The sequence below is a fragment of the Vibrio sp. 10N.261.51.F12 genome (genome assembly GCF_041471725.1).
GTDB lineage: Bacteria > Pseudomonadota > Gammaproteobacteria > Enterobacterales > Vibrionaceae > Vibrio.
In genome coordinates, this window is the sequence record NZ_JBFROV010000038.1 from 125812 (window position 1) to 152137 (window position 26326).

A 26326-nucleotide genomic window follows, 5' to 3' on the forward strand; every position below is an offset into this window, starting at 1 on the left:
AGTTGCCCTTGCACCCCGCTTAACAAGTTATCCACCAATTACAATGGAATCCAAATTAACCCCGATTCCATCGTAATTGGTGAGCAATTCACTCCATAGTTAAGCTAATCAACGTACTTAAAACACAATCGATAAGTTGATCAAGCAAAACCACTTGTTATGTTATAACATAACAAGTGGTTTTGCTAATTATCGTTTTATGTTCTCTAAGACAGAGAAAAGGACGTGTGAATCAGACCTGACTAGCAATGGAAATGGTGCGCTTCACTAACAATGACGTTTTAGTGCTTTGTTACCGCATGAAATAGCGCGTGTCGGAAAGTTCAAGAGATCGAGGTACTGGTTAGCCGATTGGCAAATCGTATTGCCGGAAAGCGAGTATTGGCAAAACCAATAAAGAGGACGCGACTTCGATTAATTGCATTTTGACGACACAAATACGACAGACTGATGACGGATCGAATTCGATGACGGTTTTATGATTCGTGTTCCAACGACACGCCAAAATACCACCAAGACAGTAGGATTGTGGTTTACTTCGAAAGCGACAAAAAACACACCCGATATTGGGGTTGTCAGAGGCCTTAAATGAATGGCAGCAACGTATTGCTTAACGGCATATCATAGGCACAGGCTACGTTTTAAAATTGTCACAGCAACCGTTTATATATTAGAAATCAATGAACTAACTTAAGCTGGCAAAGTCAGTTGTGAAGGATAATCACAAGTAGTAGACTTGCGCACAATTATGCAACTTTATTTTAATGTCGTCAGTGCATATGACTTTGCTATTGTCTAGATTAAGTGGCTATCCTCCAGCTCATATCTTAGTCACTGATATCGACCTCTTAGAATTCAATCAACCTAGGCTGGGTTAACTTAATGGAATTAATGTCGTCTTTACGCTTACTTACGACTCGTCATCTGCCGATCGAAGAAAAACAGGAAACGCTGATTGACCTCATTATTAGTCATTATCTTCCACAAGAACGCACGACTCTTTTCCAAACCGTCACTGACCACCGTAGAAGCCAATTATTGTCGCTATTTCCGTCGCATAGAAACAAGAGCCTCTCCATGCTATTTGAATTATTGGACTATCGCGACCTCATTCATCAGTATCCAAATACATTATCGGAAGGTAGCGCTTTATTCGAAGAAGTCGCGAGTCAATGCTATATGCATTGGTTAGATTTTTGGTGTGCGTGCGAGATTGCCGTGATCAAGAAACAATTCCCTTTGGGTGCCAACTCCCCTTCTTCTGTGGTGCTCCCTCTAAAAGATAGTGCGTACTATGGCGCTTTGATTGAACAAATTGAAAATGCCCCTCTTGTGGTCAAGACACCAAGTCATCCGCAAGCAATGCCAATTAAAGACGCCATCGCTTTAAGCAACCTTGAGCTCTTCATACAGGGTGAAAAGTGGTACGAAATGCTGCCTTTGTTGTCACTGTCACAAACGGGGAAACACTTTATTTTACTAAAGCACCCTACCGACGAAGTATTCCCCACACTCGTCGCTTCTGCGCTCGTTCAAGACTGGTCATTGAAGGCAGCTTGGTTAAGTTATGATGCACAGTTTAGTAATGAGCACTGGCATTACTGCTTACCACCTCACGGTTACATCCAGCTAACGAATTGTGCCATTTTCAAACCATCTGCCTTATCAAAATGTTACTCTCTCCCAGAATTTGATGACCAATTCCAGTTACAATTGTCAGATAAAAAGGCGGTATGTGAGGTGTTGCGTCTAACAGTCAGTGGTAATACTCAGCAAAAGCTTTATTTCCTCTATCTTGCTCAAAAAGAACTCATGAGCGTATTACATCAAGTAGGATACAAAATTGGCTTCACTATTATCGAGCAACCGTTCATGCTCAACTTCTATCAGGCCATTGATAAAACAGCATATTTCCACTCTGGATATTGCGATCTAAATAACGATGGTATAAAAACCTATCGTGGATTCTGGAATTTCGAAATGATGACCAAAGTCTTCTGTGACACGGATTTTCGCAGCTATAAGCACGCGGTTCGTGGCAGCAGAAAGCGTATCTTGCTAGCAAAGGGTGAACATGTTTGATATCAACCTAGAAGCGCTTATTTACGCGAAAGCGATTGTGCTTCTTATGACAGTAGCCGTAGTGGTCATTTGGCTACTCTATTATTGCTATCGGCTCAAACAACAAAACGAAGTCATGTTGGGGACACACCATGTAACTTACATCGCCTATTCAGTCTGTATTGTGGCTTGGATTAGCAGCAACGCGTACTTCCATACTGATTTATTGCCGATGTTTGGTGCTTCTGCGGCTATGTTTGCTGCTAAATTTGCCAATCTCGCGGCTTTTTTTGCGTTTGCTTTCGCCTATTACTTTTCTTGTCAACTGGCAGCACAATTGCGTAATGGTAAAGTCCACCGCTGGCAACAAGTCATTTTGGTCACCCTAACGGTCTACTCACTCTATATCAACTTTCATCCAGGCCTTACGGTCGAGCACGTCGACATTACTGGTCCAAGTCAGTTTGTCATTGAGTTTGGCCCGCACACGTCATACTTCTTTATTGGATTGGTGAGCTTTGTTGTCTTAACGTTGATAAACCTAGTAGCAATGCGATCAAACAGCAGCAAACTCACGTTAGCCAGAACCAACTATATGATTGCGGGTATCTTGGTGTTCATGCTTTCTACTGCCACCATCCATCTCGGTATGACCTATTTCATGGGCGACTTCTCACTGACTTGGTTACCACCAGCGTTATCCATCAGTGAGATGTTGTTCGTGGGTTATGCCTTATTAACATCCCGTTTCTACAGTGTGAAGTACCTCGCTTACCTCGGCGTTAATATGCTGTTAGTGTGCGCAATTTTGGTCGTACCTTTTGGTGCCATATTCATCCCGCTAACCGATAGTAACCAATGGCTGATTGCTATCCCTATCTGCGCCCTTATTGGCGTAACCTGGCATTTACTTTATAAACGTATGAGTCGCTACGCTTCTTTCTTAATTTACAGGAATAAGAAAACACCCGTACAGCAGATCCTTGCGTTAGAAGATGATTTCAAGCTATCTATTGATGACGCAATGGAGCAATTAAGCAGGCTATTACACATTCCAAACGACAACCTGCGCCTCGTCAATAGCAACTATAATGAAGCCTTCTACGAAGACTACCTTTCCTCAAACAACTCCGTATTAGTTTTTGATGAGCTGACTGAAATACTGAATGATAAATTGCGCACTAAGCGCTCAATCAAAGCACTTTATGAAAAGATGAGCTCAAATAACACCGCGCTGGTCATGCCACTATTCGGTCAGGGACAATCTGTCACGCATTTATTAGTTTCATCGCACAAAATCAACAATCAAATGTTCTCTAATGAAGAGATCTCCGCGCTACAGACTTTGTTAACTCGCGTACAAAGTACTATTGAAGCAGACAGGCGCATTCGTCAAAGCCGCGCACTCGCAAACTCTATTGCTCATGAAATGCGTAACCCACTCGCTCAAGTACAACTGCATTTTGAGGTGTTGAAACAACATATTGACCATAACGCTCCCACGAAGCAGCTCAAACTTGATATTGAAAACGGTCAAGCCGCCATTCAACGTGGACGACAATTGATTGACATCATCTTACGAGAAGTCAGTGATAGCTCATCTGAGCAAAGTCCTATTACTATGACCTCCATTCACAAAGCGGTCGATCAAGCAGTCAGCCACTATGGCTTTGAAAATGACCTAATTATCGAGAGAATACGGTTACCGCAACATGCGGACTTTGTTGCTAACCTGAATGAAACTTTATTCAACTTTGTCATATTCAACCTGATACGTAATGCTATTTATTATTTTGACTCCTATCCAAGCAGTCAAATCGAAATAAGCACCACAACAGGCGCGTACGAGAACGTGTTAATATTCCGAGACTCTGGTCCGGGTATTGACGACGCCATTACTCATAAAATCTTCGACGACTTTTATTCTTACCAAAAAAGTGGAGGTAGCGGTTTAGGGTTAGGTTATTGCCAGCGTGTGATGCGTTCATTTGGTGGCAGGGTTGAATGTAAATCGACACTCGGTGAATTTACCGAATTTCATTTGTATTTCCCTATTGTTCCTAATGCACCAAAAGCAGAAACACTTCGTACACCTTACTTCACTGATTGGAAAAACAACCAGCCGGATACCGAGCCACACCAAGAGCCCAACACATCACTGAACCTTCAGGAATCCATAAACAGCCAAGGACTGACCGTGCTGATCGTCGACGATAAGGAAGTGCAACGCACGCTTGTTCAGATGTACTTAAATCAGCTTGGCGTTAACAGTTTGCAAGCAAACAATGGTGAGAAAGCGGTAGACATATTTAAGTCGAATCATGTCGACTTAATCTTAATGGATGTACAAATGCCTGTAATGAATGGATTTGATGCCAGCCAACTAATCAAAGCCTACTCGCCCCACACACCCATCATTGCGCTATCGGGTGAATCAGGAGCGAGTGAGTTAGACATGATTAACACGATAATGGATGGACGTTTGGAAAAACCAACCTCATTAGACGCTCTACGGCATTTACTTGAAGGTCTGTTGAATAAAGATGCTAAAGCCAATCAAGTCTAATGCCGCGCTTCATTCACAATGACACATTATCTAATCAACCTCACCACTAACGATCCTGGCGCTCGAACTGACTCAACATTGTGGCTAATCACCACACCTTTAGATGGCGAATAATAATGTTCAATTTCGTCGCCAAAACTGTTGTATTGCGTGGCCACTTTTTGTCCTGTTGTAACTTCATCAAGAAGTGCCACATGACTAATCACAAAACCACCTTGATTAGCCCGAATACTGACGATTTGATTCCCTTCCGTACACTTCACCGTTTGAGGTTGTACATCACCATCAATCATTTCATAAGCACGAAACACGTTTAAAACGCCGTTCACTGCTCGGCTTACCATAACGTGGTCAGAATAGCGTCCAATACCGACCTCGATGGTAATAGAAGGAATACCGGACCGATTATAGGCGGTCTCTAAGATCCCTGGATCGCCTGGGTCATTTAAAATCACATCTGGGTCAATCAATCGTGCCATGCGAATAGAGTCATCGAGCCGGTAGTCTGCAAATACATAAAGTGGGTACGCCGCACCAGATGTTTGTGAATGCAGGTCTATCGCTAAATCAGCATTGGGTTTTAACAAATTCTGCCACAAACTGTGCGCAAACCTATGGGCGTCGTCACCGTCAGGATCACCAGGGAACACGCGATTTAAGTTAGACGTAGAACTATCAGGTGCGGCAGAATGAAAGTCTCGACTATGACGTACAATACCTGACAAGTTGACGGTGGGAACAATTGTCACAACACCTGCATTTATACGACCCATCAATTCTCGCGCTAATTGCTGAGCCGTCAAAATTCCGTTTTGTTCATCACCATGAATACCGGCGGTAATCATAATTCGTTTTCCCGGATGTTGACCTTTGAAGACGCGGACCGGTAATAATTGTGGATGACCAATGGCGTCGGTAGCCACTGCAAACCAAAATTTATGTTCTCCTGCCTCTAATCCATTAACATCAAGTGCTTGAATCGTAGGATACATGGGTACAATACAATCATTGAGAGGTGTAGACATGCTTTCTCCGGGACAAACAAAAGACAATCATTGCCTTAGGTACCTTTCGGCTTCAACCTAAACTTACCTTTTTACGCTGCAATATAAAAGCGTGGATATCATATACGCTTTCGCTTATTACATGATAAATCAAAAACATCCACTAATATCGAACTTGAAAACACACTCGTTACTTTAAGAAACACTGACAAGCCGGTATAGAAAACCAGGCATGAACACGGCGCGATGACGGCTATGTTTAAATCGTCTCCGCTATTCGATTAATCCCTCGGCCCTCGACGGCCGGAATATAATCAAGGTCGAGTTAAATTAATTTGCTCAGAGGTAGTGGCAAAATCGTCTCCGCCCATTTTGCCAATAGAATCAAGCAGAGCCTGATCAATCTGCCCTTCACTGTATAAGTCATCACGAACATAAATATGTTTAACATCCAACATAATGACTTTCCCGCCCGTGGGTTGCGCACTCACTTCAATGACGTCTCTTAATGTACATTCGTATCGAATTGGCGATTGCATGACCGATAACGGGGAAACGTGATGACTAGGACAACTTTCAATACCAGCAAAATCGAATTCACTTTCTTGGCTATCTAGACTCGCACTGGTGCGATTCATTTTCTCAACTAATTCCTGGTTAACAATATTAACCACGCACTCTCCGGTTTGAAGTAAGTTTTGCAACGTATCTTTATCAATACCACTTCGTTGCGTAATTTGGGTATACATCAACACTGGTGGATTACAACTGGCGACGGTAAAAAACGAATAAGGGGCCAAGTTATCTATGTTATCGTTCGAACGTGTACTCACCCAAGCGATTGGACGTGGCGTCACACCGCCATTTAACAAACGGTATTTTGCTTGATTCTCTAACCTAGATACATCAAAAATCATTAGTGTTCTTCCTTACATTTCAACATGTCGAATAAACATGCTCTAAGCCAATCCGTTATGCACAACGAGCAAATCAATCGAGTTGTCATTTAAAACATGAACAACACGTTGAACGAAGCGTGTCGAACTCGACGCCTAGATTGATAGTATCCCTACAATGACGCCACACCATTCAGCCCAGTTGGCTGCGCTATTGATTCATTCAATAAACCGGCATAAATACCATCATGAGACACCAGCTCTTGATGGCTGCCTTGCTCTACAATCTGTCCCCTTTCTAACACTAGAATCTTATCAGAATGCCGAACGGTACTGAGGCGATGGGCAATAGCGATCACGGTCTTTTCTTTAAACAAACGCTGCATCGCTTTTTGAATTAAATCTTCAGTGATTGAATCCACCGAGCTCGTTGCTTCGTCTAGCATCATGACTTGCCCGCCTTGTGCCACAGCACGTGCAAATGAAATCAATTGTGTCTGTCCCACCGAAAGGTTAGAACCATTTTTATCCAAAATAAAATCGTATGTTTCTGGCAGCTGGTTAATAAACTTATCGGCATAAACATAACGAGCAGCTTGCTCCACTTGCTGGCGCGAGATCCCCGTTTTCCCCAGAGCGATATTAAACTGGATGGTCTCTGCGAATAGATGGACATCTTGCATCATCATTGAGAATAAATGGGTGGAGTTTTCATAAGATATGTCAGACAACTCAATACCGTTAAGTAAAATGCTTCCTTCATAGTCTTGGTAGGTTTTTGAAATCAAACGCATGATTGTTGACTTACCCGATCCGGTCGAACCAACCAAGGCAATCTGGTGTCCCTTCTCTAACACAAACGACACGTTTTTAAGCACATAAGGCGAATCGGGTTTATAACGAAAACTCACGTTCTTAAACTCTAAGCGAACAAATTGCTTAAGCTGGTTTTCGACCTGATGACTTGGCAGTAGATTACGCCCCTCTTCTTCCGTTGGTTCGATGAATAGCTCTTCAATATGGTCAAACGCTGCAAATGAACTTTGAATAGAAGCAATCTGCGAGGTGAAATCTCGAATAGGCACAAATACCTTTTCTAACGTATTAATAAACGCGATGAGTACGCCAAGCGTTAACGTGCCTGCAATCACTTGCTCTGAGCCATACCAAATCATCAACGCAATCGTGACCGACGTTATCCCAGAAATAAACGAAAATAAAACGGCATCATACTTGTTAATTTTCTTTTGGGCGGTTAAGAATTCATCTATGTACCCTTTGTACTTTTTCTCAACTTGCTCTTCTGCTCGATACATCTGAACCGTATTCATACCAAGCAGCACTTCTTGTAGAAAACCGATACCTCGCGCCAAAGCAGACCGAGTAATCTTGTGCATCGCTCGAAGACGATTACGCACATAAACGGTCAAATACATGACTGGAGGCATGACAATCAAAACAATGAGCGTCAATTGCCAATCAATAAAAAGCATCATGACAAGGAGCGCAATCGTGTTTATCGTGTCTTTCACTAGGCCAACTATTGATTGCACAAACGATTCACCAATGGTCTCCAAATCACTCGTTAATCGAGAAAGCGTCACACCTGTTGGAGTATTATCAAAATAACGCCGAGGGAGTTTAAGCACTCGCTCAAACAGGACTGAGCGCATGTCGGTAATCGTGTATTGACCTGTTTTCCGTAGGTTGTATGAATAGATAGTATCGACGACATAACTGGCAATAAGAACAAGAATCAAATAAACAATATTACGCATCAATCCTTCCATATCACCCTGACTCAAATGAACGTCAATCACTTGAATAATAAGCCAGGGGAAAAAAAGGCTGGTTACGACAGTCAGCGGCAGCATGGCTATACCAAGTATCGCTGTGCGTTTGTACTTCTTAGCAAATTTAAAGAAGTGCTTTAGATATTTAACGTCAACACCCTTTAACATGCTGTTGTCTCCGTTTCATTTTGTTGAAGTTGCCACGTTTCATAATAATATGAGCATGTGGACAGCAATGTAGCATGATCACCTTTGGCTATAATTTGGCCTTCATTCAATACGATGATCTCGTCCATATACTCAAGTGCATTGACACGATGTGAGACCACCAGCACCGACTGATTTTCTAATCGTTCAAAGAGCCCTTCTAAAATTTTACGCTCGGTTTCGTAATCCACAGCGGATAAGACGTTGTCCATAATGATCAAATCTGCGGGTTCAAGCAACGCACGTGCGATACTCAACCGTTGCTTTTGACCTCCTGACAACATCACTCCTTTTTCACCAACTAAGGTTTGATCGCCACTTTCAAAGTGAGCCACATCATCTGCAAATTGACTTAATCGAAGCACATCATCGACTTGTTTCTTTGCAACATCCGGGTTGGCGCTACCAAAACGGATGTTCTCTTCTATGCTCGCCGAAAATAAATAGGGGTCTTGAGTCACCGTTTTGATGAAGCGGCGTAAATCATTCCGCGAAAAAGTGGTCACATCCCGGTCTCCAAGAAAAATAGTCTCTTCAGGCACATCTAAGTGGTGATTCAAGCAATTAACGAGCGTCGTTTTACCGGCCCCAATCCCTCCTAAAACGCCGACTTTTTTGCCGGCTGGAATGTCAAAGCTAATGTTATCCAGAATTAGTCTGTCTTCACCCGGATATCGATAACTCAAATGACGAACTGAAAAGGTTTTTCCTTTCATTTGTTGCACGTTGGGTGACGACAATTCGGTCTTATCTTGCTCTGGGACTTCGGCATTCAAAATGGTTTGAACACTTTGGATACCCACCATGCCTCGCTGATAAATGGTGGCAATCCGGCCAAGTTGCATCAATGGCATCGCCAGTAACACCGAATATGTTAAAAGTGCTGTGATCTCGCCAAGTGTAAGCTCTTGGTTCATCAACATATACCCACCCAACCCTAGGATTAAGATCTTCATTAAATCGTTGGCGTAATCAAGAACCGGCATAAAGAAGACTTGGATGCGCGTGATTTGCATTCGGCAACGTAGGAGTTGTTGGTTTAGCTTTTCGATCTCAGCCCTGACCCAAGGTGACATCTGCTGACTCTTAATTAAGTCAATACCAGATAAGTAGCTCATTAGTTGAGCTGATAAGTTTTGTAAGCGTTGCATGTGTTCTAAATGGAACACTTTCATACGTTTAAAGCCTATGCGAAAAATAACAAACGCAATGGATATTGGAATCACAGAGTAAAGCGTGAGCTCAGGCGAGATTCGCCACATATACAAGGGGGTCAGTGACAACGCGAGCAGGACATTAAAAAACTGTAAAAAACCAACGCCAAACATGAGTCGGATGCCGGCGAGATCGTTGTTGATGATAGAGATCAGTCGCCCCGATGCAAATCGAGTATGAAAGCTGCTTGGAAGGCGATTTAGTTTCTGTAAAAGCGTGTTTTTTAACGCCGCCTCCGTTATTCGGCCTGGATTAAGGGCATAAATTCGCGACAAAATTCGCACCCCAACCATCAGCACCGACATAGCGACGACAATACCAACATAGGTTTGCAATTGTTGATGACCAAGGCTTGACGCATCCTCAATCAGATCGATCGCCAATTGAATATAGCGTGGGATTTCGACCTGCAGCCAGTTGACGAGAAAAATGAACACAATCGCCAGTAGATACGATTTACGATTCATGCGCAGATAATGGGCGAAAAACTGTGTTTTATTCATTCGACTCTTTCTTATGTGGTGGTTCAATTCCGTACTGCTCAACGCACGCTTTAATAATGCAGTGGCGAGGATCATCTATTTGTTCGAGCGCCTCAAGTAACCATTCTGGCAAACGGACCGGACGAGTTTTCACGCCTGGTTTACGACCGCTACCAGGCCTTGAGCCTCCTCTGCCGCAACAGTGGCGTGCTTGATCTGAATTAGCTTTCACGAAGAATCCATATTCGATGTAGATTTGATAAGTGTACACTTACCAAAAATAAATGGTACCCGAAAACAAAGATACATTATGAAAATGAATAGCGACCAAAGGATGCATAACAAAAATAACCCGATCTACGACGATACAGCTAGCTTACTGAAACTCTTATTTCAAAAGCCTTATGAGTAACCATTACCGACCATGCTATCCGAGCCAACTTGTCCGCTAAAGCGACCAATGCAACATTGAATAGTTTCCGTCGCTTCAAGTCAATGAGCCAAGACCCAAAGTAACGTTCAGCCGTCCCATCCCTCCAGATAACAGCCCTCGCTGCATGGACGAATAACTCTCTAAGCTCTTTGTTTCCCCGCTTCGATATTCCAAGCATTCTTGATTTACCACCAGTAGAATATTGATGAGGAGTTAAACCAATCCAAGCGGCAAAATTACGACCATTAGCAAAATCGTGAGGGTTCACAACCGCTGACAAACAACAAGATGCGGTCATTGGCCCAACTCCTGGAACACTTTGTAAAAGAGATAACAATTCATCATCTTTCAGCAAGTTTACTAATTTCTTTTCCTGCTCTTTAATCCATGTATTCAACTGATTGTAATGATCTAACTGATCTCTAAGCTCCAAAATTAACATTGGAGGAACGGGTTCTTTATTGTCGGCTAAGTACTGAAATAGGTTCTTCATATTGTGATGCCCTCTAGGGAAGCTAATTCCAAATTCTAGAAGGGTTGACCCTATTCTATTCATACAAGCTGTTCTCTCTCTAATGTAACCTGTTCTGATTTTTCGAACGACGGTACATACTTGGGCTAATTCCGTTTTTGGAGAAACAAAGCGCATGTTAGGGCGCATTGAGGCTTCTGCAATTGCGTCAGCATCAATGAAGTCATTTTTGTTTGTTTTACGTAGGGTTTAACATACTGAGCAGGCACCAATTTAACTTGATGCCCATACGACTCACACCGTCTTACCAACCAATGAGCACCACCACAGGCTTCCATCGAAACAATAACAGGTCCATGAACTGATAATAATTGAAGTTAATTTTGTCTATTAAGCTTCTTTCTAAAGATTTCTCTGCCTGAATAATCGTGGCCTATAAGATGAAATGTATTTTTCCTAAATTGATGCCGATAACACGAATAGTAGTCATGATGGTCACCTTTATTCAGTTGAACCTAACAATGTTAAGTTTAGCGTATGGGTGGGGCGTACCATCTTATTAATGAGTTACGCAAAATCGAGCATTAGCAATCCGTGAATAAACACAAGTATTGAAAATCCTAAATTGGTGTCCAACACTGATGTCGCAGACCAGCCGCCAACCGTAGATCATAGAATCATGTTAAGGTCTCTGGGGTTATCTCGCTAGTGATTGTACTCACTTTACTCGGCGTCCCGAACTGGTAATAAGGATCACGTCGATAAATAGGTTCACTTTAAACAATGGTTAATCACAAAGTTTTTACATTTCATATACTTGTGAATTGTGGCATCAAACAAGCATAATTGTATCACCCTGATATTAAATCGAAGAAGCTAGCTCACCATTTATAACTACGTTAGGATATTCATCAAACCCCAGTTAATATAAAATCCCTTTCTAACTATTTTGTTATATAAATAACTATCGCTACTCATTACTTACCTAGAAATTTACTTTTGAATAACAGACAAAGCTAACGATAAATATGCGACAGCCATCGACAAAACAAAGGAGACTGTGATTACAGATAACCAACCTAGATCAGTACATTCATTTAATAGCCAAACAATAAATGGGGGTAGCATGAAGTACAGATAAAACCATTTAGAAATACTTAAGCTCAAACCACAGTTGGAACACTTAAATTTTTTATCTAATTTGGAACCAATTAACAGCCCCAAAAGATTAACATTATTTTTACATGAAGGACATTTTTTCATTGCATTTATTCCCATCCTCCACACCTTCTCGGCGTGAAGGAATTTTTATATCTAAGTATCAGAGAACAGCATCACAATTATGACAATATTCATACGGTCTCCATAAATTGTTCCCACAATATGTCAGTGGGAATATTTATAAGTTATAACCCTCGACCTCCTGCGAAGCCTGCATTACCCTGAACATTACTCATACTCATACTTCCACCTCGACCATTACTTCCACTGTTGCCGTTAGCACTAGCACTATTACTGACCATTTGAGAGCATAAAATGCCGGCAGCAGTCCCTGCTTGCACACCTCTCGACGCTATGCCAACTACTGTTCCTGCTATCCCACAGCCGATATTAGCTACAATAGTCCCTACGCTACCATCACCACCACCATCAACCATTGATAATTCATCAACACTTAAGTTATACATAAGTTATTTCCTTATATTTAAATTACAGTAAAAGAGTACTGCGCTCATAAAAACTCTCTTGTTAGCAAGCTTTTTTCTTTCCTAGAATTTCATCAGAGTAACCAAGTAAGCTTGGCAGCCAAGTAATTGCTTCTAATATGGCGGAATATATTGGTGCGTTGAATACCTGACGAGTTGATAAATCAGAAGGTAAGTTAAAGTCCCTTGTATAAGACTGCACCAACAAAAAATAGAGCATTATATTGGCCGCACCGATTACTATTGGAATCCAAATACCCATTGCTACCATGAATCCAAATAAAATAATGCTAGATGGAAATATATACTGTGCCGCAGTGAATAGAAACCAAGGAGATGCACACAAGCCAGCTATCCAATGTGTATTCCAAGCTTCCACATAAGCTTCTACTCGTCCACAAGCCCAGCGTCGGCGTTGATTAAACAGGCCCTTTGCACCAGTAGGGCACCGCGTAGTCGCTTTTGCTTTAGGTGCATAGCCTGTTCGATAACCGTTTGATATTACCTTCAAACACCAAGTAATGCCTTCGACTAACCATTCGCGCCACCCCCCTAACTTTTTCACTACTGAAGTTCGGTGAGCGACAAAGGCTCCTGCTAATACTGGAACACTGCCGAGTTTGTCTTGCGCGGCTCTTATTGCGTCATAAAAGCTTATATGATCATAATGTTGTAGTTTCCCGATAAAGCTGTCTTTATGGTCCTCCGGAGTGATATAACCACAGACGGCGGCGTACTTTTCATCAGACCAAAGCTTAGTGAGCAGTTCATAGATTCCATTGGGTTCGATATAGGTATCGCTGTCTACAACGACATACACATCTCCAGTAGCCAAGGCAAAGCCTTTTCGCCCGCCATTAACCGCTCTTTCTACAATCTGGAAATCATGATTTACTTCGGTATCAGAAATCCACTCTTTAAGTCTAGTTATTGCATTGTTTGTCGAGCCAACATCAATGATAATTACCTGAATTCGACTTGAATAATTTTGTTCATTTAACTTGTTTAAGGCACATACTAAATGCTCTTTGTTCTCATTATAAAAAGGTAAAAATACAGAGACTGTTGGGTCGTCGTCATTCTTACCGTTCGACTTTCCAAGTTTGTAACATCCAAACAAAACAAGCGTAGTAATAAATGACACTAAAGATGTAGCAATTAATATTATTTCTATCACATCAATCATAATTATCTCACTTATGATAAAAAACTTAATAAGTAGACTAACAGATTGATAGTCGTACTTTGTATGCAAGTGGCCCTGAAGCATGGTAAAGGATGAATATTTAGCTTTTCGCAAAGGGAACCCTACAGATTTAACATCGAAACCGAGGGCTGCCGCTTCATCGATAAACAACTTACCGTGTGAATGGCTTTCAGACATATTTGTAGCAACTAACAGGTTACGCCCAATTCCTTTAATTTGAAAATGGCCATTTAGCCCACACCTTGCACTGCCACCATTACATATTTCATGTCGAGAACCGTACTGATCAGCCATAACCTGTTTTTTGTCATTAGTGATAATTCAATTTTTCTTGGCATAACCCTTCGGCACGTAACTAAAGTTCTCGATCAACTTACTTTTAATGACATTTTCATCAAGTCCAATTCCATACTCTTGTATAAGATCTTTATTAATCCAAACGATTTCAGCGCCTTTTATTTTGTATGTATCAAACAAAGAAAAGGACTCTTTCGGCAAGTATTTATCAACATAAGGAGTATTATTTTTCAGCACACTTATGTGTTTTCAGGAACTCAGCAGCCATAAACACTCCGTTTATTCGTTTTGATGACATTTCCTTGTTCGTCTCGAATACAAACATTGATCTCACTTCTACTTATTTTCGCCGACGTCATTACATACTTATATAGCTCCTTAAACTGACTTGCCCTATTCTTTTCAACAAACCAATCAACAACAATTAGATTTCTTCCCTCATTCCAATTCATTGGTTTAAGTGAAAATCTAGGCTGAGTCATATAATGAGATAGCGTTAAATCATCAACCCAAGCCCATATAACGTATCCAGTAAATCCAATGTCACTTGATAGCTTTAAGAATTTGTATTGCCTGTGAATTACTGCTGGTTTTGTCCAATGGAGGAATGAAGCAAGATTAAGCTCCCTACGTTTGGCACATTTGGCCATTACCTCTAAAAATTGCCCTAGTTCATGGATTACTTCTGCCTTTGACAAAGGCCCATAAGGCAGCCAGGAAATTTGACTATTAACTAAAGAAACAGAAGTTTTGTTCATTACAACCTACAGAGGCACTGTTATTTATTACTTCCTCTATTAAAAATTAGGAATAAAATAATTACACCTTTACTAGATTTTTTTTCGTGTCACAACGCAATAAAATGTGTTGATGAAATTAATGATTCCACCCTCATGCGAGACACTTATCGGTTATGTTGCGTAGTTCGATGTGTAGTGGTCAACTAGAATGGGCTTTGTTGCTCGAATCGACGGTACCATTTCAAGAAGCTATAATCTGATCGGGGGCTACATCAGTTAATTATCGCCCCTGTCCGATCCTAATCAGCAAAGAAAACACAGTTCCTATAAGAACCATGCTTTCTTTCAGTTCACCCACATAATCTTAGATATTAACCATTAAAATGGGGACTACACCTATAGGGGTTTAAACAACCTTTAATGTTACTTCCGTAGCCTACTGGAAGCAATGTGCCTCCAAAATGGTCAAGCTTCATCTTTTTAATGGCTATGAATAACTTGAAAAGGCACATTTGAGCTCAAACTTTATTGTCCACTGAGAGCAACACTGGTTACATCTGCAGCGGACCGTTTGCTTATCGATTAAAAGCGCTCTAGCCCAGCAGGTTTATTGTCAAGAATGGCATCAATTTTAGCCATGACCTCTGGCGTGACCAAATCGCGGTGCGCTATCGCTTCCAAGTTATCTTCTAACTGTGACAAACGTGACACACCCAGTATCACTGAACTGACATTTTCATTCGCTAAACACCAATTTAATGCCAGATAATGTAACGGAGTACCCAGAGATTCCGCCAACACATTCAAACGTCTAATCTGATCTAGCTTGTTGTCTTCACCCACCAAAATATCTCGAAGCCATTCATACCCAGGTAGATTAAGTCGGCTATCTTCCGGTACCCCATCAAGGTATTTCCCGGTCAAAAGTCCACTCGCTAACGGTGACCATACTGTGGTTCCAAGACCCATTAACCCATAAAGTGGGCGATAATCGGCTTCCACTTTATCTCTAACTAAAAGGTTATACTGTGGTTGTTCCATTGAAGGACCAATGAGGTTTTCCGCTTTTGCGATGCCCCAGGCTTCGGTAATTTGTTGTGCGCTCCATTCAGACGTACCCCAATACATCACCTTGCCTTGGCTGACTAAATCATGCATCGCTCGTACGGTTTCCGCAATTGGCGTATCAACATCTGGGCGATGACAAAAATACAAATCAAGATAGTCAACTTGCAAACGCGTTAAGGCGGCGTGGCACGCATCAAACACATGCTTTCTACTGAGACCTCGTTGTGTCGGCTTGTCCCCACCCCAAAAGACTTTGCTAGAGACGATAAAGCTATCTCGGCTCCACCCAAGCTCTGCAATTGCTTGTCCCATCAAGCGCTCACTCTCGCCGCTTTCGTACCCTTCTGCATTATCAAAAAAGTTGATGCCTGCATCGTACGCCTTTTGCATGATTTCTTTTGCTGCGGATAAATCTACTTGCTTATTGAACGTCACCCAAGATCCTAGCGCCACTTCACTGAGTTGTAAGCCAGTGCTACCCATACGTCTGTATTTCATTTCCCTTCCTCTGTTACTTTCGTGTCACGCTACTATTTTTCATTCGACTCCATGAAACAAGCCTCGATTGGACACGTGGTTTTTTAATATTGATATTATAATACTGACAACAGAATAGATTAATGTGCTGCCTGCTACATATTCTGTAGCGACTAGATGACAAAAGAATTGAGCTACTAGGCAACCAAGTCACTAAGCGCCAAGGAAATCGGCGCCAAGGAAATCAGCGCAAAAAATCCTTAGCCATGTTGACGTAGAGAAATGTGTCAAACGTTTTTCTTACACTAGACTAGGTAGGAATACATTCCTAACTAAGAGGTATCGGATGGATAACAGTCATTCTTCTTTGCAATCTAATTTTTTATCCAAAGGTTGGAAATATTTTGTCGTCGTTGGCGTTGTCATTGCGCTAGCCGGAGTTGGAGCGATCAGTTTGCCCATTTTTGCTGGGGTCACCATCTCAACCGTCGTTGGTGTGGTGTTACTGTTCAGTGGTATTGCGCAAGCTTATCACGCCTTCTCCATTCATACATGGAACGAAAAACTCTGGTATGTACTGAGCGCCCTACTCTATCTAGTAGGCGGATTATTCATTGTATTTAAGCCACTAGCAGGATTAGTCACCATTACCATGTTGATTGTTATCGTGATGATATTGAACGGCTTAACTCGTATCTTGTTTGGCTTGAGCAATCGTAGTTTACCTAGCAGCAACGTGATTATACTCAGCGGTGTTCTATCCGTTTTAATTGGCGGTTACTTCTTCATGCTGCTGGATGACCCAGCCTTCTCGACGACTTTGTTAGGTACTTTTGTTGGTATATCGTTGCTAATAGAGGGCATTGGCTTTACTTTCATAGGCTTAAAGATAAAAAAGTCGATGTAATAGAAGAGACAGAAATAACATTAAAGTTCATTATACGTGATAAGTGTAATGAACTTTAGTGCCTACTTCATCTAGCATCCCATATATTTTATGACCTAAAACAAATTGGCAATCGCTCACACCTGCGATTGCCATGATCCCATACAAAAACAAAGTTCGCCTATCATTTTTACACTCTGCCTTATTCTTAAGTAAAGCAATAGGAAATCAAAAAACGACATAAATATCCATTTAATAACCAAACCCAACACTTATAAATGTTAAATATATGTATTTTATATAACCAATTAGATTATCAATAGTTATGTGGAATCTTTTTAACATATCAACATGGTATTTTAGATATATCACATCGTTTACACTATGATGAAACAACCGAGCGTTATATTTAAAGGAATAAATATGAAAAGCAATCGTTTTCATGGCGTTTTCTATACTCAAAGAAACATTCAATCAACATCATTGAAAAATTTATTAACTGAAAATTCCGACATCAAGCTAATTCACCTATCTCCTATTTCACTCTACAATAAATTTAACGGTAACGAATCAGAGCACAGTGTCGACATCATCATCATTGATCATGATGAAATGATTCGTCACCCGGAAATTTCAAAGAAAATCGCAGACACTAATACAAAACAAAAGCCTGAAATTATCATTAATTGCCCACCTGAAGTAAAACCTAAAGACCTGAACGCGTGGCGTTCATTAAGTGGTATTTTCTATCAATCCGATTCAATAGATACTCTATTTAAAGGCATCGACAAAATAATATCTGGCGAAATGTGGTTCACTCGAGAGTTATCACAGCAACTTATTACGTTGTATCGTAAAGACTACAAAGTGAAAGGTATTCGTTCATTTCAAATTTTGACCACGCGAGAACAACAAATTATGTCGTTCGTTGCACAAGGAAAATCAAACTTTGAAATATCCGAATATCTTTTTGTAAGCGAAAATACGATAAAAACGCACTTGCACCATATCTTTAAAAAAATCAATGTTAAAAACCGAGTACAAGCTATGCTGTGGCTTGGTGAGAACGTTGATTACGAAGCTCCCGAAAAAACCGTTTAGCGATGCTGTTAGGGCGATTTTAAGTAAACTGGTCACAATTAAACCCAAAAGAAGAGCAAGCCAATATCGCTTAATCTTCTTTTGAGTTCAATTGTCATTTTCAAATAAAGCCCTCTTGATTATAGAGGCTTACATCGGATGTTATATTTATAGTACTCACTTTATATTGAAGTAACACTACAATATTTCACGAGTTTGATTGGTATATTTGGCTACGACAGGGTTTGCTTTAAGACTAGCCACATCACTTGGTTTCCATAATCCTTTTGATACACCATCAAGCACCAGATGGATGACCGCAGCATCGATGGCTGACATAAGTGCAATATTAACCGGCTCATTGTTACTGTAACCTAGCTCTGCTTCTAGCAACTCTTGATAGTCAATAAACCGAAAAGCCCCCATCGACAACTCATGACTAAAGATGGTCTTACTAATCGTCACACTCGATAAAATTCTTCCTGTGCGCACATCAACTGCGCGTAAATTAACCGTAACTTGGTCTGCTCGGTATTCGCCTGCTGCACTAATACCAAGATACTTAGCGCCTACACCACCCGTTTTTATATTCCAATCATAAGCAACAATTCCGCCTTCAATCATGATATTAGCAGAATTCAGTGAGGGTAAATGTTTCTTGTGATTCGCCAATTGAGTGCCTTTGTCTTGAGCCGCTCGAATAATCTTTCTTTCTGTCAAAAGATTTTGTAGTCCTTCCCGCTCTAGAGGAATAAACCACTTAGAATCTAATAAAGCCGTTGTTAACAACGCTGTGCCACCCTGAGGAACCGCCGTAGAAAAACTGCTTGCGGGATACACACGATATTGCCCAGTTTGGTCACGGAAGTCGTACACGGACACTAATATTCGTCCCTGAGGAACGGGTAAGTTAACCAAATCAGTGTACGTTGAGCTTCTTTGCATGAGCTGAGGTTGGTATTCAATGTCGGGCATCGATAATCCGTTACTGCAAGCCATCATTAAACACGACAGACATACTATTAATATATTTTTCATCATATTTGCCTCAATCTGGGTTTAACCCACTGACCATGATTTCAGATGACTCACCGGATATTTTGTCGACAATCTGTACCGTCAACGTTCCGTTGTTGTCCACGACATTTAAAAAGTAGTCATCCGTTTCAAGTTGCCCGGTGTTGCCATTACCAATATCGGCCAACAGTTGACTAATGAGTCGTGACTCTAAACTTGAGGCTAGATTGTCTAAGGCACTTTCTTCCTCATAGCTATACAGTTCACTATCAGGATCTTCATAGTCATTAATCGCGTTAGCATGATTCCATAAATGGGTGGTGTTTAAGGGATCACCACCAAAACTGGGGTTTACGGGCTCATAAAGTAATTCAGAACCCGTAGCATGAATACTCAGACTCAATGCGCATATCCCTACAATGGTTGCAAGCTTGCCTTTCATATCTTCCTTCCTTAGAATTCATCACGAGCTATATCAAACCTATCCATGAAGCGTTCGTTAACTTCCCATTTATCGATATGTCTACTCACCACACTTACGGCCCTTTGGGCTTCTAACTCTGTTTTTTTCCTACCTGGCGTGATGGCGGTTCTAAATATCACTGTATTTCTATGAATTACCGAAATAATGCTACCGGACAGAGCGGTTGGACGCTCTTTTACCGTCAAGTTAACTTCTAGGTTTTCAAATCGAGCATTCATCAATTGCGAAAATGGTTTATAAAAATCTTCTCCAAATCGCGTCATCGTTTGATCAACAATGACGCCGTTTATTTCATTGAATTTTTTATACGATGTGGCGTATCGTTTTTCATCACTAAGTTCCTTTTCAATTTTTATACTTGTGTCGTTAGAAGCCCCTTCACTTTTAGCGCCTCCTGAGATAGGAAGTAAAATAAAAAAAACTGATAATAAAAACACCCAGTTAAACAACATATTTTGCTCCTTATCATCACATGACAATAATAAACAATTACCTTGTTAACTCATGGTGTAAAGCATTAATTTTTGATTTACATCAACTCTGCATTTCATAATCATAAAATAGTTTACAAGCACGATATATCTGTAAACTATGGCTGATGTAATCGTATTTAAAAACTCAATATAGTTTATAGATATTCCCACTAGCAAAGGTCGATAATAATATAAACCTAACAACCTGAGGTATACGATGAAAACCAGATCGACGATTGGGCTTATGTTGACGGTTATCTTTTTTTCAACGGTTACCCATTCGGCCAATCATAATTATCAAAATCAAGCAACCGTGATACTAGAAGAGTCCATTCTAGGAACCGTGGTTGTGGATCAAATTAATGACACTGGCGTCATTGAACCTAATATCGCAACGATAAAACAAACCGGGATAAAAAATAAGGCCTATGTCATTCAACACGGTAGTAATAATACCAGTGACATTAGCCAACATGGAACAGTCAATATCGCAGCAACAACACAACTCGGCAGCGACAAGACGGCCACTATTGTACAAGACGGCAGCTATAACGCTGCATTTATCGTTCAAACAGGTACCGATGAGTCAGATATTGAACTTACACAAAACGACTGCGGCAACATCGCTTACGTGAAGAATACGGCTCAGGTCGAGAATACGCTGTCATTTACACAAAACGGAGGTGAGCTACTCATCATCAACAATGGTCTATCAGCGAATATTTCGCTAACCCAAGGAAAATAATAACCCAAAAAATGGGATAAATAGTGTCGGAAAGGACAATAAGGAAATCTATCATGAAAAAATTAACTTTAGCTACAGCAATTGTCGTCGCTTTATCGTTTAATGCACAAGCAGCAAACGTATGGGATAACGACGCGGACGTTGAATTAGACCGTGCAAATAATGTTCGTGTTAGCGTGCAACAAATCACGTCCGGCGTAGCGAGTGACAATGAAGTTGACGTTTTCTATAAGGGTGCTGACGGTGGGTCATCTTACATCTATCAAGATGGAGACCGAAATGACATCAGTGTCGAAGTAACGGCGCGTTCTGATAGAAACACAATTTCTGCGTTACAAACTGGCGATGATAATGAAGCCAACATTGATGTTGATGACAAATCGGATGGTAACACTGTATGGTCTAACCAGATCGGCAACAACAACGAATCTGATATAGAAATCGTAGGCTCCTCTGATCTAAATTCTACTTCAATTTCACAAACCGGTGATACAAACGAAGCGTATTTTGACATGGCGAGGTCTGATAGAAATACCGCTTCAATTACCCAAGTTGGCGATAGTAACGATGCAGATATTGATATGGAAGATTCGCACCGTAATCAAATCTCCATCACGCAAACAGGTGTGAACAACGAAGCAAATGTAGAGACTGATTGGGCGTACGATTCTTCAGTCTTAATATCCCAAGGTAATGGCGCAAACGACGCCGATAACCAAGCTGACGTTGATCTATATGACTCTTGGGGCGACACCGTTTATATCAGCCAAACTCAAAGCGACTCCATCGCTGAGGTTAGTTTATTTAGTACTGGCGGAAACACTGTAACAACTATCCAAAATCATAATGATCTTGCTAACGTACAAGTCACTCGAAGCAACGGTTCTACTGTTTACATCAATCAAGACTAATACGTGGTTTATAGTATGCGTATCTTCAGAGCGGCACTCCCTGCCGCTCTTATTCTCATCAACTCCAACATCGTTTACGCCGCCCCAAGCGCTAACGAGCCTTTACCTCGCCTCTCCGTCACCTGCCAAATGGAGCCATCTTCTAACATTGTTGATTTCAGAACTACAGAGCGACAATTTACCATTGTCATTGTCACAGCAACCGGTTCTACCATCCAACACACTGTGCATTCTGCCAGCAAATCCCGCCTAACCTTAACCCAAGAACAGTTTCCCATTCACGTCTTCGAATACGGCAAAACCCATCAGTCAGAGTTTTTAATCTACCAAGATTGTGTTCAAACACACATTTGATCACTCTTTATCAGCCATTTTGAAGCCTACAATGCACAAAACAATCATGACAACAGGAATCAACGCCATCGTTATTTCAGCCATTGGTAAATCAATGAACATCTTCGCACCCAACAGGTGCGCGCCAATGTTCAATATGGCGATCACGCCTGCGATACCAAATAGTTTTAGCTGTTTGTTTACACTCGTCATTAGCTTATTCCCTACTGAGTTTGACTCGAACATTATTAATGAAATCAAGTATCCGTGACACCTCTTGACCTCCACTTACTGCACATACTTATCACGACAGACCCAACATGAATCTTAGTTGCATCGTTGTTAAGATCGCTTCTCTACACGGGCAATAATAACAGTGAATCATCAAACTATAATAGATACAGATTTCCATTTTTTAGATATAACAGTTAGATAGTTCAAGCTATAATATCGATTTATGTGCCCGTATAGAGGTCCCATTGGCTAAATATATTGAGCTTGCTGAGCAAATCAAACGCCAGATCAGAAACAATGTTTGGGAAATAGGCAGTAAACTGCCTTCTCTACGAAAACAAACTGAGTTATCCGGGCTGAGCCTAATGACCGTGATGAATGCTTATCAATTACTAGAAAGTCAGGGATGGGTTGTATCACACTCACGCTCTGGGTATGTTGTTGCTCCCCAAATTCAAGATGTACCCATACCAAGCATTCAAAGGAGTATTCAAGCGTCAGAGAGTGTTGATATCAACGATTTTGTGTTTGATATTTTACAAGCTAGCCGTAATAGTGACGTCATCAATTTTGGTTTTGCTTACCCTGATCCTAACCTTTATCCACACCGTCAGGTAAACAAATCCTTAATGCACGCCGCCCGTACTATGCCCACCTCCTATGCTTTAGATAACCTTCCTCCAGGCAATGAAATCTTGCGACAAACCATAGCAAAGCGATATGCCCTCCAAGGGATGAACATTAACCCTGACGAGATTGTTATTACTGCCGGTGCATTAGAAGCCTTGAACTTAAGCCTGCAGTCTGTGACAAAATCCGGTGACTGGGTCATTGTTGAATCTCCGACCTTTTATGGCGCACTACAATCGTTGGAGCGTCTCAATTTACGCGCGCTCTTTGTCAATACTCACCCCAAAGACGGCATTGACCTCGATTCATTGGAGCATGCATTGAAAACCCATCCCGTTAAAGCGTGTTGGTTGATGACGACGTTCCAAAACCCGTTAGGGTTTACATTATCGAATGAGAAAAAAAAGAAGCTAATTGAACTCCTTACACACCACGGCGTCCATTTAATCGAAGACGACGTTTATAGCGAGTTATATTATGGCGGTGATAAGCCGTTACCAGCCAAAGCCTTTGATACTCAAGGCATGACGCTCCACTGTTCATCATTCTCCAAATCACTCGTCGCAGGCTTTCGTATCGGTTGGGTCGCCGCAGGGAGCCAAGCATTAAAAATTCAAAAGCTTCAACTGATGAGTACCTTATCGACCAGTGCACCTGTCCAACTGACCCTCGCGAATTATCTATCAACTCGACATTACGAAAGTCATTTGCGCCTATTGCGACGAAAGCTAGAGCAACGAAAATTCCAAACGTGGCGGTTATTGCAAGCAGCCTTGCCTGAAGGCGCTCATGCTTATTACTCGACTGGAGGCTATTTCATTTGGGTCGTTCTGCCCAATTACGTCAATGCAACCGAGCTTTACAAGACGGCTCTGTTAGAGCATATCAGCATTGCGCCAGGCGAAATGTTTGCAACCAACAAACAGTTCGATCACTGTTTTCGATTAAATGCTTCACATGAAATGTCTACGACTATTGTCAGTGCCATAAATCGTTTAGGAATCTTAATTAAAGAACGTATTAAAAAATAACCTCCACGCCTACCAACCACATGGGAAAACACCCAACGACGGTCTTTTTTTCAACAAAGTGATTTTATAGTGAGAAGAAAACGGTAGATATATGATTATAACAAGCAATCATGAGAATGATATTGCTATCACTGTTTATTCTAATAAGCTCAATTTTTAATTGAATAAATTTCGGTATATCTCGTGTCAATAAAAAACTTATCTATAAAATTGAAGTTACAACTCTTAGTTTTTTGCTGTGCTGCACTCATATTGACTATTGGGCTTTTCAATCTATTTGTCCAAAAAGAGCAACAACTTAATGAACGCGAGGAAAAACTCCAACACCAAGTAGAGACGGCACTTTCTTTAGTTAAACACTTTCAGAATCATCAAGATATTTCAGAATCAGAAGCCAAAGCTCTAGCGCTCAGTGCACTGGGTGACCTTCGTTACGAAGGCAGTAATTATTTTTGGATTACGGATTCAAACAACAACTTAGTGTTACATCCATTAAGGCCTAACAATGTCGGTAATGACATGAGTCAAGTGCAAGACGGTGCGGGCAAATATCATTGGCAAGAAATGTCTCAGATAGCACGAACAAAACAATCGGGGTTTCTCGATTATACTTGGAAGTCTCCTGAAGGCGAACTGTTAGACAAAATATCATATGTTAGTTATATAGAAAACTGGGATTGGATTGTTGGCTCAGGCTTATTCGTTTCAGATATTGAATCTGCATTTTTGACCAATATACTAAAGCAATCGCTCACGACATTAATTGCGGTTAGTCTATTATTTGTGGCGAGTTTTTTCATTAGTAATAGTGTAATTCGGCCTATAGACGTTCTGCTGAAAAATCTCAAAACCATTGCAGAGGGTGATCTCACTCGCAATATAAAACAACATCGAGGTGATGAAATAGGACAACTCAGTGTTGAGTTAGACCAAATGCAATCGACGATAAGAGATACGTTATTAACCGCAAAAACTACGGCTAACAAAGCCGGTTTGTTATCAAGTAATATCGCATCAAGTAGCGAAGAAACCGCCCATAGTATCGCTTCGCAAAATAAACAATTGGAACACCTGTCAGTCGCAATGAACGAAATGTCAGCGACCATTAATGATGTGGCAACCAATGCCGAGACAAGCGCTGAAATGACAGGCCATGCAACACAACAAGCTCAAATAGGCAGTAAAAGCATGCAATCAACGGTATGTGATGTCTCTTCTATCTCAGCTTCTATCAATGAAACCACTGCTTTAATGCATGCATTAAAACAAGGGGTAGATAGCATTGGTGAGGTAGTCCAAGTCATTCAAGAGGTGTCGGAGCAAACAAACCTCTTAGCACTTAACGCCGCCATAGAAGCCGCTAGAGCGGGTGAAAAAGGTCGAGGATTTGCTGTCGTAGCGGATGAAGTGCGGAATTTAGCAAGTCGAACCCAAGCATCAACGAACCAAGTTCAGCAAACCATTAATGAGCTGAATAGCAACACAAGTGATGCAGTCTCGGTTATAAATGCAAACAATCGGAGCATAACGGATACTGTTGACGGCATCCAGAAAACTGAAGCTATCTTCAAAAATATGGTTGAGGAACTCAACAAAGCGAGCAGTATGGTGGTGCAAATTGCGGCGGCGGCAGAACAACAAGGCGTTGTATCCAATGACATGAGCGAAAACGTCTCAACTATTCACCTTTCAGCGTCTCAAATAAGTGAATCTAGTGAGCTTCTCGCTTCTCAAACACAAGAAATGGTAACCGCTGCCAAAGACCTTAAGAAACAACTCACATTTTTTAAGCTTAGTTAAAAGCCATGGCGTAAAAGTGCAGTATTCGTTAGCTGTGATGCAATATATTTAGCGTTAACGTTAATATGTCGCATCACA

The 26326-nt window shown here is 41.2% G+C and carries 22 protein-coding genes and 1 pseudogene; 9 read left to right on the forward strand and 14 right to left on the reverse strand.

The window, feature by feature from the left end; translation table 11 throughout:
* The first annotated feature begins 882 nt into the window (after positions 1 to 882).
* Both AB4405_RS20440 and AB4405_RS20445 read left to right on the forward strand, forming a co-directional pair.
* Positions 883 to 2082, forward strand: a complete 1200-nt coding sequence (locus AB4405_RS20440) for an acyl-homoserine-lactone synthase (RefSeq protein ID WP_372062605.1) — start codon at positions 883 to 885, stop codon at positions 2080 to 2082.
* Positions 2075 to 4627, forward strand: coding sequence for a response regulator (locus AB4405_RS20445; RefSeq protein WP_372062606.1), 2553 nt, complete (start codon positions 2075 to 2077; stop codon positions 4625 to 4627). The genes AB4405_RS20440 and AB4405_RS20445 overlap by 8 nt, the downstream gene beginning before the upstream one ends.
* 26 nt (positions 4628 to 4653) lie before the next feature.
* On the opposite strand, the gene AB4405_RS20450 is transcribed toward AB4405_RS20445, so the two are convergent.
* The 10 genes and pseudogenes from AB4405_RS20450 to AB4405_RS20495 all read right to left on the reverse strand — a co-directional run bounded on the left by AB4405_RS20450 (position 4654) and on the right by AB4405_RS20495 (position 16645).
* Positions 4654 to 5652, reverse strand: coding sequence for a succinylglutamate desuccinylase/aspartoacylase family protein (locus AB4405_RS20450; protein ID WP_372062607.1), 999 nt, complete (start codon positions 5650 to 5652; stop codon positions 4654 to 4656).
* 293 nt (positions 5653 to 5945) lie between these two features.
* Positions 5946 to 6548 carry a flavin reductase family protein gene (locus AB4405_RS20455; RefSeq protein WP_372062608.1) on the reverse strand — a complete coding sequence of 201 codons (603 nt, stop codon included), beginning with the start codon at positions 6546 to 6548 and terminating at the stop codon, positions 5946 to 5948.
* 152 nt (positions 6549 to 6700) lie between these two features.
* On the reverse strand, positions 6701 to 8488 hold the full coding sequence (locus tag AB4405_RS20460; RefSeq protein ID WP_372062609.1) for an ABC transporter ATP-binding protein: 1788 nt from the start codon (positions 8486 to 8488) through the stop codon (positions 6701 to 6703).
* Positions 8482 to 10245, reverse strand: a complete 1764-nt coding sequence (locus AB4405_RS20465) for an ABC transporter ATP-binding protein (protein WP_372062610.1) — start codon at positions 10243 to 10245, stop codon at positions 8482 to 8484. Before AB4405_RS20465 ends, AB4405_RS20460 begins: the two co-directional genes overlap by 7 nt.
* A complete protein-coding gene (locus AB4405_RS20470; protein ID WP_102469133.1) occupies positions 10238 to 10456 on the reverse strand; it encodes a hypothetical protein in 219 nt (72 codons plus the stop codon). The genes AB4405_RS20465 and AB4405_RS20470 overlap by 8 nt, the downstream gene beginning before the upstream one ends.
* Before the next feature lie 139 nt (positions 10457 to 10595).
* Positions 10596 to 11619, reverse strand: a pseudogene (locus AB4405_RS20475) (IS110 family transposase).
* Positions 11620 to 12535: 916 nt separating this feature from the next.
* Positions 12536 to 12817 (reverse strand): hypothetical protein, encoded by a 282-nt coding sequence (locus tag AB4405_RS20480; RefSeq protein WP_372062611.1) that lies wholly within the window; start codon positions 12815 to 12817, stop codon positions 12536 to 12538.
* A gap of 61 nt (positions 12818 to 12878) precedes the next feature.
* Entirely contained in the window at positions 12879 to 14336 is a 1458-nt protein-coding gene (locus AB4405_RS20485) for a glycosyltransferase family 2 protein (protein WP_372062612.1), read from the reverse strand.
* 260 nt (positions 14337 to 14596) lie between these two features.
* Entirely contained in the window at positions 14597 to 15097 is a 501-nt protein-coding gene (locus tag AB4405_RS20490) for a toxin-activating lysine-acyltransferase (RefSeq protein ID WP_372062613.1), read from the reverse strand.
* Positions 15098 to 15661: 564 nt separating this feature from the next.
* Entirely contained in the window at positions 15662 to 16645 is a 984-nt protein-coding gene (locus AB4405_RS20495; RefSeq protein WP_372062614.1) for a potassium channel beta subunit family protein, read from the reverse strand.
* Positions 16646 to 16970: 325 nt separating this feature from the next.
* Here AB4405_RS20495 and AB4405_RS20500 point away from each other — a divergent pair, with 325 nt between their 5' ends.
* Positions 16971 to 17531, forward strand: coding sequence for an HdeD family acid-resistance protein (locus AB4405_RS20500; protein WP_372062615.1), 561 nt, complete (start codon positions 16971 to 16973; stop codon positions 17529 to 17531).
* Positions 17532 to 17933: 402 nt separating this feature from the next.
* Positions 17934 to 18611, forward strand: coding sequence for a LuxR C-terminal-related transcriptional regulator (locus tag AB4405_RS20505; RefSeq protein ID WP_372062616.1), 678 nt, complete (start codon positions 17934 to 17936; stop codon positions 18609 to 18611).
* Between the two features lie 177 nt (positions 18612 to 18788).
* Here AB4405_RS20505 and AB4405_RS20510 read toward each other — a convergent pair whose 3' ends face one another.
* The 3 genes from AB4405_RS20510 to AB4405_RS20520 are packed head-to-tail and all read right to left on the reverse strand — an operon-like array spanning position 18789 to position 20543.
* The gene (locus AB4405_RS20510) at positions 18789 to 19628 is read right to left on the reverse strand and encodes a CsgG/HfaB family protein (RefSeq protein ID WP_372062658.1); all 840 of its coding nucleotides are present in this window, start codon (positions 19626 to 19628) and stop codon (positions 18789 to 18791) included.
* A gap of 10 nt (positions 19629 to 19638) precedes the next feature.
* The gene (locus tag AB4405_RS20515) at positions 19639 to 20049 is read right to left on the reverse strand and encodes a curli assembly protein CsgF (protein WP_102469139.1); all 411 of its coding nucleotides are present in this window, start codon (positions 20047 to 20049) and stop codon (positions 19639 to 19641) included.
* Between the two features lie 11 nt (positions 20050 to 20060).
* On the reverse strand, positions 20061 to 20543 hold the full coding sequence (locus tag AB4405_RS20520; RefSeq protein WP_372062617.1) for a CsgE family curli-type amyloid fiber assembly protein: 483 nt from the start codon (positions 20541 to 20543) through the stop codon (positions 20061 to 20063).
* A 238-nt stretch (positions 20544 to 20781) separates the two neighbouring features.
* On the opposite strand from AB4405_RS20520, the gene AB4405_RS20525 reads away from it, so the two are divergent.
* The 3 genes from AB4405_RS20525 to AB4405_RS20535 are packed head-to-tail and all read left to right on the forward strand — an operon-like array spanning position 20782 to position 22574.
* Positions 20782 to 21309 carry a hypothetical protein gene (locus AB4405_RS20525; protein WP_372062618.1) on the forward strand — a complete coding sequence of 176 codons (528 nt, stop codon included), beginning with the start codon at positions 20782 to 20784 and terminating at the stop codon, positions 21307 to 21309.
* Between the two features lie 53 nt (positions 21310 to 21362).
* Positions 21363 to 22220: a hypothetical protein gene (locus AB4405_RS20530; RefSeq protein WP_372062619.1), complete on the forward strand. Its 858-nt coding sequence runs from the start codon at positions 21363 to 21365 to the stop codon at positions 22218 to 22220.
* A gap of 15 nt (positions 22221 to 22235) precedes the next feature.
* Complete coding sequence (locus AB4405_RS20535; RefSeq protein WP_372062620.1) at positions 22236 to 22574, forward strand: hypothetical protein; 339 nt, start codon at positions 22236 to 22238, stop codon at positions 22572 to 22574.
* Here the strand turns inward: AB4405_RS20535 and AB4405_RS20540 are convergent, their stop codons facing one another.
* Positions 22575 to 22766: a hypothetical protein gene (locus AB4405_RS20540; RefSeq protein WP_102469144.1), complete on the reverse strand. Its 192-nt coding sequence runs from the start codon at positions 22764 to 22766 to the stop codon at positions 22575 to 22577.
* A gap of 266 nt (positions 22767 to 23032) precedes the next feature.
* Here AB4405_RS20540 and AB4405_RS20545 point away from each other — a divergent pair, with 266 nt between their 5' ends.
* Positions 23033 to 24448, forward strand: a complete 1416-nt coding sequence (locus AB4405_RS20545) for a PLP-dependent aminotransferase family protein (RefSeq protein WP_372062621.1) — start codon at positions 23033 to 23035, stop codon at positions 24446 to 24448.
* A gap of 249 nt (positions 24449 to 24697) precedes the next feature.
* A complete protein-coding gene (locus AB4405_RS20550) occupies positions 24698 to 26248 on the forward strand; it encodes a methyl-accepting chemotaxis protein (RefSeq protein WP_408063641.1) in 1551 nt (516 codons plus the stop codon).
* Positions 26249 to 26326 lie beyond the last annotated feature (78 nt).

Bases quoted from the DNA above. Each gene is read 5' to 3' on its own strand.
- AB4405_RS20465 (WP_372062610.1), bottom strand. From the start codon at position 10,245: ATGAATAAAACACAGTTTTTCGCCCATTATCTGCGCATGAATCGTAAA.
- AB4405_RS20505 (WP_372062616.1), top strand. From the start codon at position 17,934: ATGAAAAGCAATCGTTTTCATGGCGTTTTCTATACTCAAAGAAACATT.
- AB4405_RS20500 (WP_372062615.1), top strand. From the start codon at position 16,971: ATGGATAACAGTCATTCTTCTTTGCAATCTAATTTTTTATCCAAAGGT.
- AB4405_RS20480 (WP_372062611.1), bottom strand. From the start codon at position 12,817: ATGTATAACTTAAGTGTTGATGAATTATCAATGGTTGATGGTGGTGGT.
- AB4405_RS20440 (WP_372062605.1), top strand. From the start codon at position 883: ATGGAATTAATGTCGTCTTTACGCTTACTTACGACTCGTCATCTGCCG.
- AB4405_RS20445 (WP_372062606.1), top strand. From the start codon at position 2,075: ATGTTTGATATCAACCTAGAAGCGCTTATTTACGCGAAAGCGATTGTG.
- AB4405_RS20520 (WP_372062617.1), bottom strand. From the start codon at position 20,543: ATGTTGTTTAACTGGGTGTTTTTATTATCAGTTTTTTTTATTTTACTT.
- AB4405_RS20485 (WP_372062612.1), bottom strand. From the start codon at position 14,336: ATGGCTGATCAGTACGGTTCTCGACATGAAATATGTAATGGTGGCAGT.
- AB4405_RS20490 (WP_372062613.1), bottom strand. From the start codon at position 15,097: ATGAACAAAACTTCTGTTTCTTTAGTTAATAGTCAAATTTCCTGGCTG.
- AB4405_RS20530 (WP_372062619.1), top strand. From the start codon at position 21,363: ATGAAAAAATTAACTTTAGCTACAGCAATTGTCGTCGCTTTATCGTTT.
- AB4405_RS20540 (WP_102469144.1), bottom strand. From the start codon at position 22,766: ATGACGAGTGTAAACAAACAGCTAAAACTATTTGGTATCGCAGGCGTG.
- AB4405_RS20495 (WP_372062614.1), bottom strand. From the start codon at position 16,645: ATGAAATACAGACGTATGGGTAGCACTGGCTTACAACTCAGTGAAGTG.
- AB4405_RS20535 (WP_372062620.1), top strand. From the start codon at position 22,236: ATGCGTATCTTCAGAGCGGCACTCCCTGCCGCTCTTATTCTCATCAAC.
- AB4405_RS20515 (WP_102469139.1), bottom strand. From the start codon at position 20,049: ATGAAAGGCAAGCTTGCAACCATTGTAGGGATATGCGCATTGAGTCTG.
- AB4405_RS20525 (WP_372062618.1), top strand. From the start codon at position 20,782: ATGAAAACCAGATCGACGATTGGGCTTATGTTGACGGTTATCTTTTTT.
- AB4405_RS20455 (WP_372062608.1), bottom strand. From the start codon at position 6,548: ATGATTTTTGATGTATCTAGGTTAGAGAATCAAGCAAAATACCGTTTG.
- AB4405_RS20460 (WP_372062609.1), bottom strand. From the start codon at position 8,488: ATGTTAAAGGGTGTTGACGTTAAATATCTAAAGCACTTCTTTAAATTT.
- AB4405_RS20510 (WP_372062658.1), bottom strand. From the start codon at position 19,628: ATGAAAAATATATTAATAGTATGTCTGTCGTGTTTAATGATGGCTTGC.
- AB4405_RS20450 (WP_372062607.1), bottom strand. From the start codon at position 5,652: ATGTCTACACCTCTCAATGATTGTATTGTACCCATGTATCCTACGATT.